The 11653-nt window shown below is 69.3% G+C and carries 17 protein-coding genes and 1 pseudogene; 12 read left to right on the forward strand and 6 right to left on the reverse strand.

Translation table 11 applies throughout. The annotated features are described in order from the left end of the window. Positions 1 to 3 precede the first annotated feature (3 nt). The 3 genes from BIV24_RS19380 to rpmG are packed head-to-tail and all read right to left on the reverse strand — an operon-like array spanning position 4 to position 1602. Entirely contained in the window at positions 4 to 1179 is a 1176-nt protein-coding gene (locus BIV24_RS19380) for a CobW family GTP-binding protein (protein WP_071367611.1), read from the reverse strand. Next, the gene (locus BIV24_RS19385) at positions 1176 to 1433 is read right to left on the reverse strand and encodes a type B 50S ribosomal protein L31 (protein ID WP_071367612.1); all 258 of its coding nucleotides are present in this window, start codon (positions 1431 to 1433) and stop codon (positions 1176 to 1178) included. The genes BIV24_RS19380 and BIV24_RS19385 overlap by 4 nt, the downstream gene beginning before the upstream one ends. 4 nt (positions 1434 to 1437) lie before the next feature. Then, on the reverse strand, positions 1438 to 1602 hold the full coding sequence (rpmG, locus tag BIV24_RS19390) for a 50S ribosomal protein L33 (protein ID WP_017949758.1): 165 nt from the start codon (positions 1600 to 1602) through the stop codon (positions 1438 to 1440). 83 nt (positions 1603 to 1685) lie between these two features. On the opposite strand from rpmG, the gene rpmB reads away from it, so the two are divergent. From rpmB to BIV24_RS19410, 4 genes are all read left to right on the forward strand, one after another. Next, on the forward strand, positions 1686 to 1922 hold the full coding sequence (gene rpmB, locus BIV24_RS19395) for a 50S ribosomal protein L28 (RefSeq protein WP_071367613.1): 237 nt from the start codon (positions 1686 to 1688) through the stop codon (positions 1920 to 1922). Beyond that, positions 1922 to 2227 (forward strand): 30S ribosomal protein S14, encoded by a 306-nt coding sequence (rpsN, locus tag BIV24_RS19400; protein ID WP_071367614.1) that lies wholly within the window; start codon positions 1922 to 1924, stop codon positions 2225 to 2227. Before rpmB ends, rpsN begins: the two co-directional genes overlap by 1 nt. Before the next feature lie 96 nt (positions 2228 to 2323). Continuing rightward, positions 2324 to 2845 (forward strand): hypothetical protein, encoded by a 522-nt coding sequence (locus BIV24_RS19405; RefSeq protein WP_071367615.1) that lies wholly within the window; start codon positions 2324 to 2326, stop codon positions 2843 to 2845. Positions 2846 to 3214: 369 nt separating this feature from the next. After that, positions 3215 to 4156: a PD40 domain-containing protein gene (locus tag BIV24_RS19410; RefSeq protein WP_071367616.1), complete on the forward strand. Its 942-nt coding sequence runs from the start codon at positions 3215 to 3217 to the stop codon at positions 4154 to 4156. 18 nt (positions 4157 to 4174) lie between these two features. Here the strand turns inward: BIV24_RS19410 and BIV24_RS19415 are convergent, their stop codons facing one another. Beyond that, positions 4175 to 4714: an ATP-binding protein gene (locus tag BIV24_RS19415; protein ID WP_425442576.1), complete on the reverse strand. Its 540-nt coding sequence runs from the start codon at positions 4712 to 4714 to the stop codon at positions 4175 to 4177. 205 nt (positions 4715 to 4919) lie between these two features. Between BIV24_RS19415 and BIV24_RS34485 the strand changes: the two genes are divergently transcribed. The 7 genes and pseudogenes from BIV24_RS34485 (at position 4920) to BIV24_RS19440 (ending at position 8510) form a co-directional block, all read left to right on the forward strand. Then, positions 4920 to 5492: a helix-turn-helix domain-containing protein gene (locus BIV24_RS34485; RefSeq protein ID WP_177198758.1), complete on the forward strand. Its 573-nt coding sequence runs from the start codon at positions 4920 to 4922 to the stop codon at positions 5490 to 5492. A gap of 19 nt (positions 5493 to 5511) precedes the next feature. Then, positions 5512 to 5628 (forward strand): annotated as a pseudogene (locus BIV24_RS36095) (transcriptional regulator); the annotation flags it as partial. Positions 5629 to 5710: 82 nt separating this feature from the next. Further along, positions 5711 to 5929, forward strand: coding sequence for a DUF397 domain-containing protein (locus BIV24_RS32175; protein WP_245766869.1), 219 nt, complete (start codon positions 5711 to 5713; stop codon positions 5927 to 5929). 116 nt (positions 5930 to 6045) lie between these two features. Next, entirely contained in the window at positions 6046 to 6264 is a 219-nt protein-coding gene (locus tag BIV24_RS19425; protein ID WP_071367617.1) for a DUF397 domain-containing protein, read from the forward strand. Between the two features lie 270 nt (positions 6265 to 6534). After that, complete coding sequence (locus BIV24_RS19430; protein ID WP_177198763.1) at positions 6535 to 7392, forward strand: hypothetical protein; 858 nt, start codon at positions 6535 to 6537, stop codon at positions 7390 to 7392. A gap of 85 nt (positions 7393 to 7477) precedes the next feature. Beyond that, a complete protein-coding gene (locus BIV24_RS19435) occupies positions 7478 to 8134 on the forward strand; it encodes a DUF433 domain-containing protein (protein WP_071367618.1) in 657 nt (218 codons plus the stop codon). Continuing rightward, positions 8124 to 8510 carry a PIN-like domain-containing protein gene (locus tag BIV24_RS19440; RefSeq protein WP_071367619.1) on the forward strand — a complete coding sequence of 129 codons (387 nt, stop codon included), beginning with the start codon at positions 8124 to 8126 and terminating at the stop codon, positions 8508 to 8510. The genes BIV24_RS19435 and BIV24_RS19440 overlap by 11 nt, the downstream gene beginning before the upstream one ends. A gap of 67 nt (positions 8511 to 8577) precedes the next feature. On the opposite strand, the gene BIV24_RS19445 is transcribed toward BIV24_RS19440, so the two are convergent. Continuing rightward, entirely contained in the window at positions 8578 to 9096 is a 519-nt protein-coding gene (locus BIV24_RS19445; RefSeq protein WP_245766870.1) for an SRPBCC family protein, read from the reverse strand. Continuing rightward, positions 9078 to 10553: an aldehyde dehydrogenase family protein gene (locus tag BIV24_RS19450; RefSeq protein ID WP_071367620.1), complete on the reverse strand. Its 1476-nt coding sequence runs from the start codon at positions 10551 to 10553 to the stop codon at positions 9078 to 9080. Before BIV24_RS19450 ends, BIV24_RS19445 begins: the two co-directional genes overlap by 19 nt. A 408-nt stretch (positions 10554 to 10961) precedes the next feature. On the opposite strand from BIV24_RS19450, the gene BIV24_RS19455 reads away from it, so the two are divergent. Then, positions 10962 to 11618, forward strand: coding sequence for a TetR/AcrR family transcriptional regulator (locus BIV24_RS19455; protein WP_079168389.1), 657 nt, complete (start codon positions 10962 to 10964; stop codon positions 11616 to 11618). Positions 11619 to 11653: the final 35 nt, after the last annotated feature.

Raw genomic sequence — 11653 nt, forward strand, 5'->3', positions numbered from 1 at the left:
CTTTCAGGTCACTGGGTCGAGCAAGTCATCGAAAGCGTGCGGCAGTTGCCGCCAGCGGTCCCTGCCCGCCGTGTACTCGTCGTCGGTGAGCAGGCACGAGTCGAGCAGCGCCGACAGACCGTCGCGGTCGAGGCCGGGCGAGATGAAGGTGAGGTACTGGCAGCGGTCACCGTGTTCGGGGTGCCAGTCCACAGAGGCGGCCAGGCGGCGTTCGGCGGGCACCATCTCCCAGGCGGCGTCGGGCAGGGCGGCCAGCCAGGGGCCGGCCGACTCCACGCACAGCGCGCCGCCCGCGGCGTCCCAGGACAGCAGTGTGTCGGGGCGGTCCGCCAGCCAGAACCGTCCACGGCTGCGGGCAGCGGCGCAGGTCAGGTCCTCCAACGCCGTATAGAGGCGCTGCGGGTGGAAGGGTCGTTCGCGCCGCCAGACGAAGGTGCTCGCGCCGTGCTCGTCACATTCCTGCGGCAGCAGCGCGCACGCGGGATGCACGCGGGCGGCGGCCGCTGCCACGTCAAAGCCCGCCAGCAGAGCGGCCCCCAGGGCCCCACCCGCCACGCGTATCTTCCGTGCCCCTGGCGTGAGCTGGGCGAGCAGCGCGTGATCAGTCTCGTCGGCCACCTCACCGTCCTCCCCGCACAAACTGCCCTCAACGAGGGCGATCACCGTGGGGTATTCCAGTTGCCGGGCGAAGGTGTCGGCAACGGTGCGCTGGTCGGTCGGGGCGGCGGCGAGGCCGGCGTCGGCGAGGTCGTCGCTGTTGGACAGGTACGGCAGGACGAGTGCCGGGTCGACGGCGGTGGCCACCCCGGTCAGCGCCAGCGGTGCGCCCGCGGCGGCGATGACCGGGGCCATGCCCTGGGGTTCGACGGAGTCCCACAGTTCCACGACGGCCAGCCGGTGCCTGCCCGCCTCCGCGAGCCGCAGCAGCTCGGGGACGAGGTCCTCGCGCAGCGCGCAGCACGCGCAGTCGTTCACCAGGGGCGCGTTACCGCTGCCAAGTAGGCCGTCGGCGTCGCGCACCGTCCGGTGCACCGCGCTGTCGACGGCGGACGTCAGGTCGTGGTGCAGCGCGACCGAGCCAGGGACCGTACGCAGAATCTCCTCGACGGCGGCCCGGCGAGCGTCGGCGTGCAACCCGCCGACGATCGCGACCGGCAGCCGCGCCTGGTCCCCACTCACTCCTCGCTCCGTCCGCGTCCGTAACGCCGCTCGAAGCGCTCGACCCGCCCCGCGGTGTCCAGAACTCGCTGGGTACCGGTGTAGAAGGGGTGACTCGCCGAGGAGATCTCGACGTCGATGACCGGGTAGGTGATGCCGTCCTCCCACTCGATGGTCTTGTCGCTCGTGGCGGTCGACCGGGTGAGGAAGGCGTAGTCGGCGGCCCGGTCACGGAAGACGACCGGGCGGTACTCGGGGTGGATTCCGGGCTTCACGCTCTCAGCGCTCCTCACGGAAGTCGACATGGCGGCCGGCGACCGGGTCGTACTTGCGCAGCGTCAGCCGGTCGGGGTCGTTACGGCGGTTCTTGCGGGTCACGTAGGTGTAGCCGGTACCGGCGGTGGACCTCAGCTTGATGATCGGGCGGAGTTCGTTGCGGGCCATGGACAGCACTCTACATGAGATTGATTTTCATTTTCTTTTGACTGCTAGGGTGCTGCTGTTGCCGCCACCGAGGAGGAACAACCATGTCCGCCCACTGCCAACTCACCGGCCGACAGCCTGGCTTCGGTCATCAGATCTCCCACTCGCACCGGCGCAGCAAGCGCCGCTTCGACCCGAACATCCAGAGCAAGCGCTACTGGCTGCCGAGCGAAGGCCGCCATGTCCGGCTCGCTCTCTCCGCGAAGGGCATCAAGACGGTCGACACGATCGGCATCGAGGCCGCGGTGGCCCGCATCCGCGCCCGGGGAGGGAAGGTCTGATGGCGAAGAAGAGCAAGATCGCGAAGAATGAACGACGGCGCCTTGTCGTGGCGTGCTATGCCGTTCGGCGCGCCGCGCTGAAGGCGATCATCTCGTCTCCCCGGACATCCGACGACGAGCGCACCGCCGCCCAGAGGGAACTGCGGCGGCAGCCCCGCGACGCCAGCGCCACCCGCCTGCGCAACCGAGACTCCGTGGACGGGCGCCCTCGCGGCCACCTGCGCGCCTTCGGCCTGTCCCGCATCCGTGTACGTGAGATGGCGCACGCGGGTGAGCTCCCCGGCGTGACCAAGAGCAGTTGGTGACCAGCGTCCGATCCGCTCACGCCGCGAGCCTCCTGGGCAACCGCAGCGGTCCCCACGGCCACAGCCGCGGGCCTTCCGCGCCACGCTCTTCGTGTCGTGGCCGGCGCGGTTCTGACAGCCGCCCTGGTGGCGCCCGCCGCGACCGCTGTCGCCGCAACCCCGGCCCCCCACTGGGCCAGTTCCGCCGCCGCGGCCGAGGCAGCAGCCTTGGTCCGTACGCAGAAGCTGGTGGACGGCAGCACGGCCAAGATCTACAAGCTCGGCCCCCAGCACTACCGGATGCAGATCGTTTACCGGGGTCAGGTGTACGCCACCCTTGAGGCGAACAAGCGCGACACCGGAGTGAACGGCAACGGCATGTTCGTCGTACTCACCTTTGACGGCGAGGTCCACTCCTGGATCGGCGGCGGTCATCAGGGGCCCGGCGCGTTCAGGCTCCCCGATGGCTCGACCGCGAAGGTCACCAAGCTCGGCCCTCACCACTACAAGGCGCAGATCATCTACAGGGGCAGCGTGTACGCCACCCTTGAGGCGAACGAGCGCGACACCGGAGTGAACGGCAACGGCATGTTCATCGTGCTCACTGCCGACGGCGAGATCAGCGCCTCCATCCGATGAGCACCGTGAACAGGTGAACGGGTGAACAGCGCAAACCTCTGCTCGTAGTCTGGTGTGCGCCGACGGGCAATGCCGAGAGGCAGCCCCTGGGAGGTCGCACACCAGCACTCGAGGCCCTGACGAAGTGCACACCTTCGATGCGGGCCTCTGGACCGCGTTCGTAGGCGAGTTGGAGGCCGGGCACCACTGCGCCTGAGTCAGCCGGGTCCAGGTCATGGCCCGTCTCCCGAAACGGAACCGGCGTCGCCCAGAACGCGCCTGGTCCAGAAGCCGACGGAGTCCGACCCCGCCCTGTGACGTTTCTTGATCCGATTGCGCTGTTCCATTAGGAACCGGAAACGCCGGTTCCCTCCTTCCAGGAGGGCTCAAGTGCTTTTCAAACGCGCTGTGTTGACCATCGGGATCGTCGTCGCCACCGGTCTGCCGATGGCTGGGACCGCCACGGCGGCGCCGGGGCCGGCGGCCGGCCGGATCACCGCCACCGACTATTCTTTCGGTCTGCCCGCCATGGTCTCGCTGGACCCCGTGAGCGGCAACGTCACCGGGACCTTCGCGCAGAACGCCCAGGACGGCGTCTTCTCGCCCAAGCGGTCGGCCGTGGCGTACATCCAGCGCGACGACACCTGCATTCCCCAGACCGAGGGCTGCACGTACGCCCGGAATCTTGTGGTCGCCAACGCCGACGGCAGTGGCCAGCACATGCTGGTCCGGGGGGTCCAGCCCGAGACGGGCGAGGCCCCGTCCGTCGGGCACCCCGACTGGTCCCCGGACGGCAAGCGGATCGTCTACGACAGCCCGCATGGCCTGGAGTGGGTCAACAGCGACGGCACCGGACATGAGGTGCTCGCGAACGACGGCGCCCGGGGCACCTTCTCGCCCGATGGCAAGAGCATCGCCTTCGTAAGGGACACCCAGTACGAGACGGCCGACGGCGGCTACGAGTACGGCAGCGATGTCTGGGTCATGAACCCCTCCACCCGGCAGATGCGGCAGATCAGCACCGTTCGCAACGTGTGGGGCACAGCTCCCGACTGGTCCCCCGACGGGCGGCGCATCGTCTACGTCACCGAGTACGGCCTGAGCATCGTCGATGTGGCGACCGGCGCCGCCACCGAGTTGCAGAGCTCCTGGCAGACCCCCCTCACCAGCATCCAGGGCCCCGTCTTCTCGCCCGACGGTACCCGGATCGTCTTCGAAGCCATGGACACATTCGACTACGTCGGCAGGAACTACGTCATCGACGCCGACGGGAAGAACCTCCGAGTCCTCAGGGACCAGGCCGTGGTCCCCACCGGCTGGCTGAACAAGTAGCCGCGGTCGGCCGCCCGATCAAAAGGGCGTGAGGGGTTGGGTGGGTGCGGAGCCATTCGGCGTCCCTGGACCGTCCAGGTCCACAGAGTCCCATCCACCCACCCCCTCGGCTGCCGTGGTCGACACCTCCGCCCACACCGTCTTGCCCACGGGGTGGCGAGGTGTCGAGCCCCAGCGCACCGCCAGGACGTCCACCAGGAGCAGGCCACGGCCCGACTCGCCGTCGGGATACGACGAGGGCGGGCCCTGGGGCGGTCGCTTCGTGGTGGCGGCGTCGGCGACCTCGATCCGTACCAGGCCCGACACCTCGTCGAGGACGAGCCGGAGGCTGAAGTCGCGTCCCTGGACACGGCCGTGCTGTACGGCGTTCGCGGCGAGTTCGCCGACGACGAGGGCGACCGCGCACGACACGTCCGAAGCCGGCGGGAATCCCCACCCCTCCATGCGCCGCACGGAAAAGCGGCGGGCGAGGCTCGCACCTCGGGGTGACGAGGTGAACTGCGTGGTGAGCGACGTGTGTTCGGCGGCTTGGATGCCGGACACAGCGTCCTCGGTCACGGGGGCTTCCGTGCTCCCTTGAGGCTCTTCGCCCGAGGTGGTCGTTCCTGTCAGCACAGCGTGTCCGTCCTTGCCTGTCGAGCCCTGGGATATCGCGTGATGTGCGCGATCCAACACGTTCCGCACTCAAGAGTGACCAAACGGCCCTACGCTCGGAAGGTGACGCAGCCTTACCTTTCGGTTCGTAAGGGACGGAAGTGACCCCTTGGCCAACGGAATTGATCCCAGTGCGTCGATGGCGGCGCTGTTCGGTACGCGGGTACGCAGGCTCCGTACGGCGGCCGGACTGACTCAGGCCGAACTCGCCCAGAAGGTCCACGTGGTGAGCACCCGGATCACGCAGATCGAGCGGGCCTCCGGGGCGAAACCGTCACTGGAACTGGCACGGGCGCTGGACGTCGCCCTCGGTGCGGACAGCCTGCTCGTCGACTTGTGGCCGTACGTGTATCGGGAGGCGTTTCCGGATTGGTCGCGGGCGTTCATGGCTCATTCGGAACGGGCCGTGTCGCTCAGGCAGTATGCGGCGCATGTAGTACCGGGCTTGCTCCAGACGGAGAAGTACGCGCGAGCTGTTCTGAGCCTGGACGCACTGCTTGACGACGAGGAGCAGTTGGAGCAGCGCGTCACAGCACGAATGGGACGGCAGGCACGGCTCAGCTCACCTGATCGACCAGAACTGTGTGTGATCCTCGACGAGGCAGTGCTGAGACGTCCGATCGGTGGCCGGGCTGTGATGCGGGAGCAGTTGGAGCGGTTCCCTGCAAGTACTTCCGTTTGACCAGGGCGGACACGAAGCCATGGGTGGGTCCCTGACGATTCTGACGCTTCCAGACGGCGCAGAGGCCGCCTACACAGAGGGCTCGGACTATGGCCGACTCATCGAGGAACCGGCCAACGTCGGTTGCTACAAGGTGATTTACGATCGGCTACGGGCGGCAGCCCTGCCCCCACTCATGTCCCTCGACATGATTCGGTCCACGATGGAGGTCAACTACCGTGGCACGAACATCCCGTCCCGACCTGAACGACGCCGCTTGGCGCAAGAGCAGCTACAGCAATCAGGCCGGGGGCGACTGCGTGGAGGTGGCGGACGGTTTCCCCGGCGTCGTGCCCGTCCATGACAGCAAGGCCCCACACGGCCCCGTGCTGACCTTCGAGGCCGACTCATGGACCGCTTTCGTAAGCGAGTTGAAGGCCGGGCACCACCGCGCCTGAGTCAGCCGGGCCCCAGTCACGGCCCGTCTCCCGAGCTGGCCGGATCCTTGTGCACGAGGTCCCGGCGAGCCGCCAGCCTCGCACCATGATTCGGTCCACGACGGAGGGCAACTACCGTGGCGCGAACGTCCGGTCCCGATCTGAGCGGCGCCGCCTGGCGCAAGAGCAGCTACAGCAATCAGGAGGGCGGCAACTGCGTGGAGGTGGCGGACGGTTTCCCCGGCGTCGTGCCCGTCCATGACAGCAAGGCCCCACACGGCCCCGTGCTGACCTTCGAGACCGACTCATGGACCGCTTTCGTAAGCGAGTTGAAGGCCGGGCACCACCGCGCCTGAGTCAGCCGGGCCCCGGTCACGGCCCGTCTCCCGAGCCCGCCGGATCCTTGTGCACGAGGTCCCGGCGGGCCGCTGACCTCCTGAAGTACCGGGGAAAGAACTACCCGCCCACCCACCCTCCCCGCCCACGTCACTCGTCCGGGTGACCGGCTTGCAGGGGCGGGATCCGGACGGTTACGTTCGCCGCGACAACCGCAAACAGATACGGCCCCCGGCCGGGACGGCAATCCCGAACGAGGGCCTCACCGATCAGGAAGAGAACGCTTCCCGATGGCTGACCCGCAGTCTAACGCGCGCCTGCGCGCCGACGCCGGAGCTCCGACCTCCGGCGTGATCCGCGTACGCACCCGGCTCACCGCTGACTTCACCGTGATCTCCAACTCCCTTGCGCAGCGGCGCGGCAGCGCGGTCACCGTGGGCATCGCGGCCTACATCCTCTCCCTGCCCGACGGCTTCCCCGTCAGCATCGCCGCCCTGTGCGAACACTTCACCGAGGGCGAGATCCTGATCTCGCGGGCACTCAGGGAACTCGAAGCGGCCGGATACCTGGAGCGCCGCCGTGAGCGACTGCCCACCGGGCAGATCCGAACCCGGACGTACTTCTTCGACGTCCCCGAAGATACTGCGGATCCGGACGGGCCTCCTGAGCCTCCGAAGCCGCCTCGGCCCCGGAGGCAGCCCGCCCCTGAGGCTGCCACGGCCACGGCCGTGCGGGAAACGGTGGACGCGTCCGCGCAGGCCGAGGTGGAGCCGCTGGTCCCGCTCGCTGACGCCGACCCGCAGGCCGTCGCCGTACTCACCGCCCTGCGCCGGGTCGATCCGCGTCTGATCCTCTCCCAACAGGAGGCCGCACGACTCGCACCGGCCGTCGCCCGGTGGCTCGCGGCAGGCGTCGAAGCACCCCAGATCATCGAGTTGCTCACCACAAGTCTCCCGGGCCGTCTCCGTACCCGTCCGGCAGGCATCCTCGCCTTCCGCCTACGCGAGACGCCCCTGCCGTCGCATCCCGTGGAACACCCGACCGTCCTGCCCTTCCAGGCCTGCGACGGCTGCGACCGGGCCTTTCGCTCGGCGGAACCCGGGCGCTGCCGGGACTGCCGATCCGGAAACCTTCGTGCGGCCGGCTGAGCCGGTGGCCGGGTGTGCGGTCCACCCGCAGGTGGAAGTCTTGATGTGCGACGATGCGCAAGCCTGCATCAAAAGGAGGTGGGGCATGGTCGACAGGTTCAAGGACGGACTTCTGACGCCCGCGGAAACCGCCTCCTACCTTGAGATTCCGCAGTCGACCCTCACCTCGTGGCTGAAGGGCAAGGCCGCCGGAGCGCCTTTGGTCCACCAGGTGGAGCCGGTACGGAAGGGGCAGCCTTCGGTGCCGTTCATCGCGGTTGCCGAAGCACACGTCCTTCGCTCCCTGCGCTCCCTGGGTCTCCGCATGAGCGAGATCCGGGAGGCGGCAGCCACCGTACGGGACGCCTTCAACACCCCTTACGGCCTCGTGTCCAAGCGGATCGCCACGGATGGCGTGGGCATCTTCATCGAGCACGGTTGGGGGGATCTCCGCAGAGCACGCGACGGCCAGGTCCCCATCCAGGAAGTGGTCTCCGACTACCTCCGCTACCTGACGTGGGAGCCGGGCGACGACTTCCCCTGCAGCCTGCGGCTGAGGCAGTACCCGGACTCCGTCCCCGTCGTGATCGATCCGAGGTTCGGCCACGGTCTCCCCGTGGTGGCCGCCAACCGGGTCACGGTCCGGGCCATCACCGATCTGTGGGAGGCCGGAGAAACCGTCGAGGACATCGCGTACGACTACGACATGACACCTGAGCAGGTGGATGCGCTCTGCCAGGCAGTGGTGCACCTTGCCGCCTGAGTTCTTCCTGGACCGGAATCTCGGTCGTCGTGTCGCCGAAGGGCTGAGAGCATGCGGGTGGACGGTTCACCGGATCGGAGACGTCTTCCCTGACGACGGACAGGACATCCCGGATGAGGAGTGGATCGCCCACGGTCTCGACCGGTCCTGGGTGCCGCTCTCGAAGGACGGGCGGATCAAGACCTGGGACCTGGAGATCCGGCCTGTCCTGGAGCGTGAGGCGGTGCTGTTCTACCTCGACAACCAGCAGCTTCGCAGCATCGAGATGGTCGAGCGGCTCGTCGCACGCCGTGATGCGATCCACCGGGCCGTCGAGAAGGGCGGACCGGCGGCCTACGCCGTGCGGCACGACCGTATCGAGCACACGTGGCCCTGACGGACGGGCAGCCCTTGGGTAGCCCATCCGCAGTGGCGTCCTGCGGGTCACGCCGGGCCGGGACGGCTCACCCACCCAGCGCGGCCGCGAGCCGGTCGAGTGTGGCCCGCATGCCGGCACGGTTGATCTCCGCCCGGTCGGCCGGGCGCGTGCCGGTGAAGACCCGCCCGAGGAGCTCCGCCGTCCGGGCGCCGCGGCCGGTTCGCAGGTCCTCCCAGTACTCCGTGACCCTGGTGGCCGCCCCCTCCGGCTCGAAGCGGTATCCCCACAGGGCCACCGGCAGCCCGAACGTGGTGACCCGGAAGGCGAACTCGTGCGGCCGCTCGGCCCTGGTCACGCGACAGGTCGTGAACCAGAGCAGCAACCCCTTCCGGTTGAATCCGACGAACCGGGTTCCCTCGCGGACTTCCTGACCGCGGCACCACACGGCGAAGCACTCCGGGCTCCACCTGCCCATGTTCCGCAGCTCGGAGACCGCGGTGTACGCGTCCTCCGCGGAGGCGCCGACCAGGGCACTCTCCTCGATCTTCCACACACGTTCCGTCACCGGACGTTCGCCGTGGGCGCTCACCGGGAGTACATCCACGTGATGATCCGCTCGAGCCGGGCCATGTCCCGCGCGCCCCGCGCATAGGTGGAGGCGGCCAGCGGTACGTCGAACAGCTTGCGGGTGCGGGCCGTGGGCACCGTGAACTCCCGGAGCCCGTCCGCTCCGTGGATGCGCCCGAAGCCGGACCTACCGCGTCCGCCGAACGGCAGGGCGGGTACGGCCGGGAAGGACAGTACGTCGTTGATGCTGACCATGCCGGCGTTCATCCGGTCCGCGAGTTCGCCGGCCCCGCGGCGTGCGAACACCGCCGCGCCGAGCCCGTAGTCGGAGGCGTTCGCCCGCTCGGCTCCCTCCGCCGCGTCCGCGACCCGGTTGACCACCAGCACCGGGCCGAAGGTCTCCTCCCGCACCGCGGCCGACTCCTCGGGGACGTCGGCGAGGATCACCGGGCCGGTCATATACGGGGGCACCACCGACTCCGGGCCCCCCACCACGGCGCGTCCGCCACGAGCCAGGGCGTCTTCGATATGGCGGCGGATCACGTCGAGTTGGCCGGGCATGGTGATCGGACCGAAGTCCGTCCCTCCCTGCACCTCCCCGGCCCGCTGCGCCAGCAGGGTGAGGAACTCCTCGTACACGGGGTCGGCCACATAGACCCGTTCGATACCGGCGCAGGACTGGCCGGCGTTGCTGCATCCGCCCCAGAGAGCGGCCTCCACGGCAGCCGGAATATCGGCGTCCGCAGCCACCACCAGGGCGTCCTTGCCGCCGAGTTCCAGCAGGACCGGGGTCAGCGAGGGGGCGCAGGCCGCCAGCACCCTGGCGCCGGTGGCCCCGGAGCCGGTGAAGGCGATCTTGTCCACGCCCGAGGCGCACAGAGCCGCGCCGGTGGTGCCGTCCCCGGTGGTCAGCTGGAAGACGGACCGCCCAGGCACCGCCTCGTCGAACGTATCCACCAGCCACCGGCCGATGGCCGGGGTGTACTCGCTGGGCTTGAACACCACCGCGTTGCCGGCCGCCAGGGCGTAGGCGATGGAGCCGATCGGAGTGTGCACCGGATAGTTCCACGGGCCGATCACGCCGATCACGCCGTAGGGCCGGTACTCGACGGTGGCGAGGTGATTGAGCATCAGCAGGCCCGACGCGACACGGCGCCGCGACAGGACCCTGCGTGCGTTGCGCGCGGACCAGCCCACGTGCGTGAGAGCCGCCGTCATCTCGATGACGGCGTCGGCCCGCACCTTGCCGTTCTCCCTCTGCAGCAGGTCGAGAACCTCCGGCAGCCGGAGGGCCATCACCCGCCGCCATTCCAGCAGACGGGTGCGTCGCCCGTCGTACCCGATGGTCCGCCACCAGGAGGCCGCCTCCCGGGCCCGGACGACCTTCCTCCTGACCGTGTCCTCGTCATCCACCGGGAAGGCGGCCACGGGCCGGGAATCGACCGGGCTGAGCGAGACCAGCTCCGTCGCCCTGGGGTCTGCGGTGGAAGCCATACCGACGTGCCCTTTCGTGAAGGTGGGTCGAGCGGCCGCCACCGACCCGGCGCGGGACGTTCCCCTCCGTGAGGGACGTACCGCGGCGACCGGGAACGGCCTCTACGCCCTCTAGGTTAGAACGAAACGGTCCGTTCTGTGCGAGTCTTTTCAAGACATCGTCGTGCAACCGCCACGCCCCCAACTCCCAGCCGCGCGACACTCGTTCAGGCCGGAACGCGCACCATGTGACCGGCAGTCCTCCGCCGCCGCCCGTGCCGACGCCCCCACCTGCACAGACGCGGAGTCCCGGCTGCGGCGGCGGGCCGTCCCGCCCTCCCGGCCGCCGGTCGCCGGTGGCTCCGGGCAGGTCCCGGCGGCCCATAATGAACACGAACCGACTCGTTCTGACCGGGGCAGGAGAGGCGAATGGGGACCAAACGAACCTTGCAGCACGTCGTGGATGCAAGCGGCCCTCATCGCCGGGACCTGGAGGCGAGGAAACGGATCCTCACCTCGGCGCTCGAGCAGCTCGAGGAACGCGGGTACGCCCGTATGACCATCGAGCAGGTGGCCGTCAGCGCCAGGGTCGGCAAAGCCACGCTCTACCGCTCCTGGCCGAACAAGGCGGCCCTTGTCCTCGACGCGGTGCGCAGCCGGCTCCGCGAGGTACCCACCGCGGAGACCGGGGACACGCGCGGCGAATTGCTGAGCATGGCGAAGGAGGCCCTCGCCGGCTTCTTCGGATCCCCGCAGGTGCAGGCCGTCCTTCCCGCGCTGGTGGCCGACACGGCACAGGACCCCGAACTGCGCCGACGGCTGCGCGAAGAGGTGCTCGAGCCACGCCGAGCCCGGTCACGCACCGTACTGGAGCGGGCCATCGGCCGAGGCGACCTCCCTGAGGACACCGACATCTCGCTGGCACTGGAGATGTGGGCGGGAGCGATGATGTTCCGCAGCGTCTTCTACGGCGACGGTTACGACGACGCCGCCCTGGCCCGGCTGGTGGACGCCACCCTCGCCTCCCCGCCGCGCTTCGCCGCAGACGGCGAGGCGCGGCCCGTCGACGCCGCTCACGACGCCTGACCCCGGTCAACGGCACCTCCCCCGCGGTCGGTCCG

Source organism: Streptomyces colonosanans (genome assembly GCF_001866645.1).
GTDB classification, from domain to species: Bacteria; Actinomycetota; Actinomycetes; order Streptomycetales; family Streptomycetaceae; genus Streptomyces; species Streptomyces colonosanans.

Bases quoted from the DNA above. Each gene is read 5' to 3' on its own strand.
- rpmB (WP_071367613.1), top strand. From the start codon at position 1,686: ATGTCCGCCCACTGCCAACTCACCGGCCGACAGCCTGGCTTCGGTCAT.
- BIV24_RS19430 (WP_177198763.1), top strand. From the start codon at position 6,535: ATGGCTGACCCGCAGTCTAACGCGCGCCTGCGCGCCGACGCCGGAGCT.
- rpsN (WP_071367614.1), top strand. From the start codon at position 1,922: ATGGCGAAGAAGAGCAAGATCGCGAAGAATGAACGACGGCGCCTTGTC.
- BIV24_RS19450 (WP_071367620.1), bottom strand. From the start codon at position 10,553: ATGGCTTCCACCGCAGACCCCAGGGCGACGGAGCTGGTCTCGCTCAGC.
- BIV24_RS19435 (WP_071367618.1), top strand. From the start codon at position 7,478: ATGGTCGACAGGTTCAAGGACGGACTTCTGACGCCCGCGGAAACCGCC.
- rpmG (WP_017949758.1), bottom strand. From the start codon at position 1,602: ATGGCCCGCAACGAACTCCGCCCGATCATCAAGCTGAGGTCCACCGCC.
- BIV24_RS19455 (WP_079168389.1), top strand. From the start codon at position 10,962: ATGGGGACCAAACGAACCTTGCAGCACGTCGTGGATGCAAGCGGCCCT.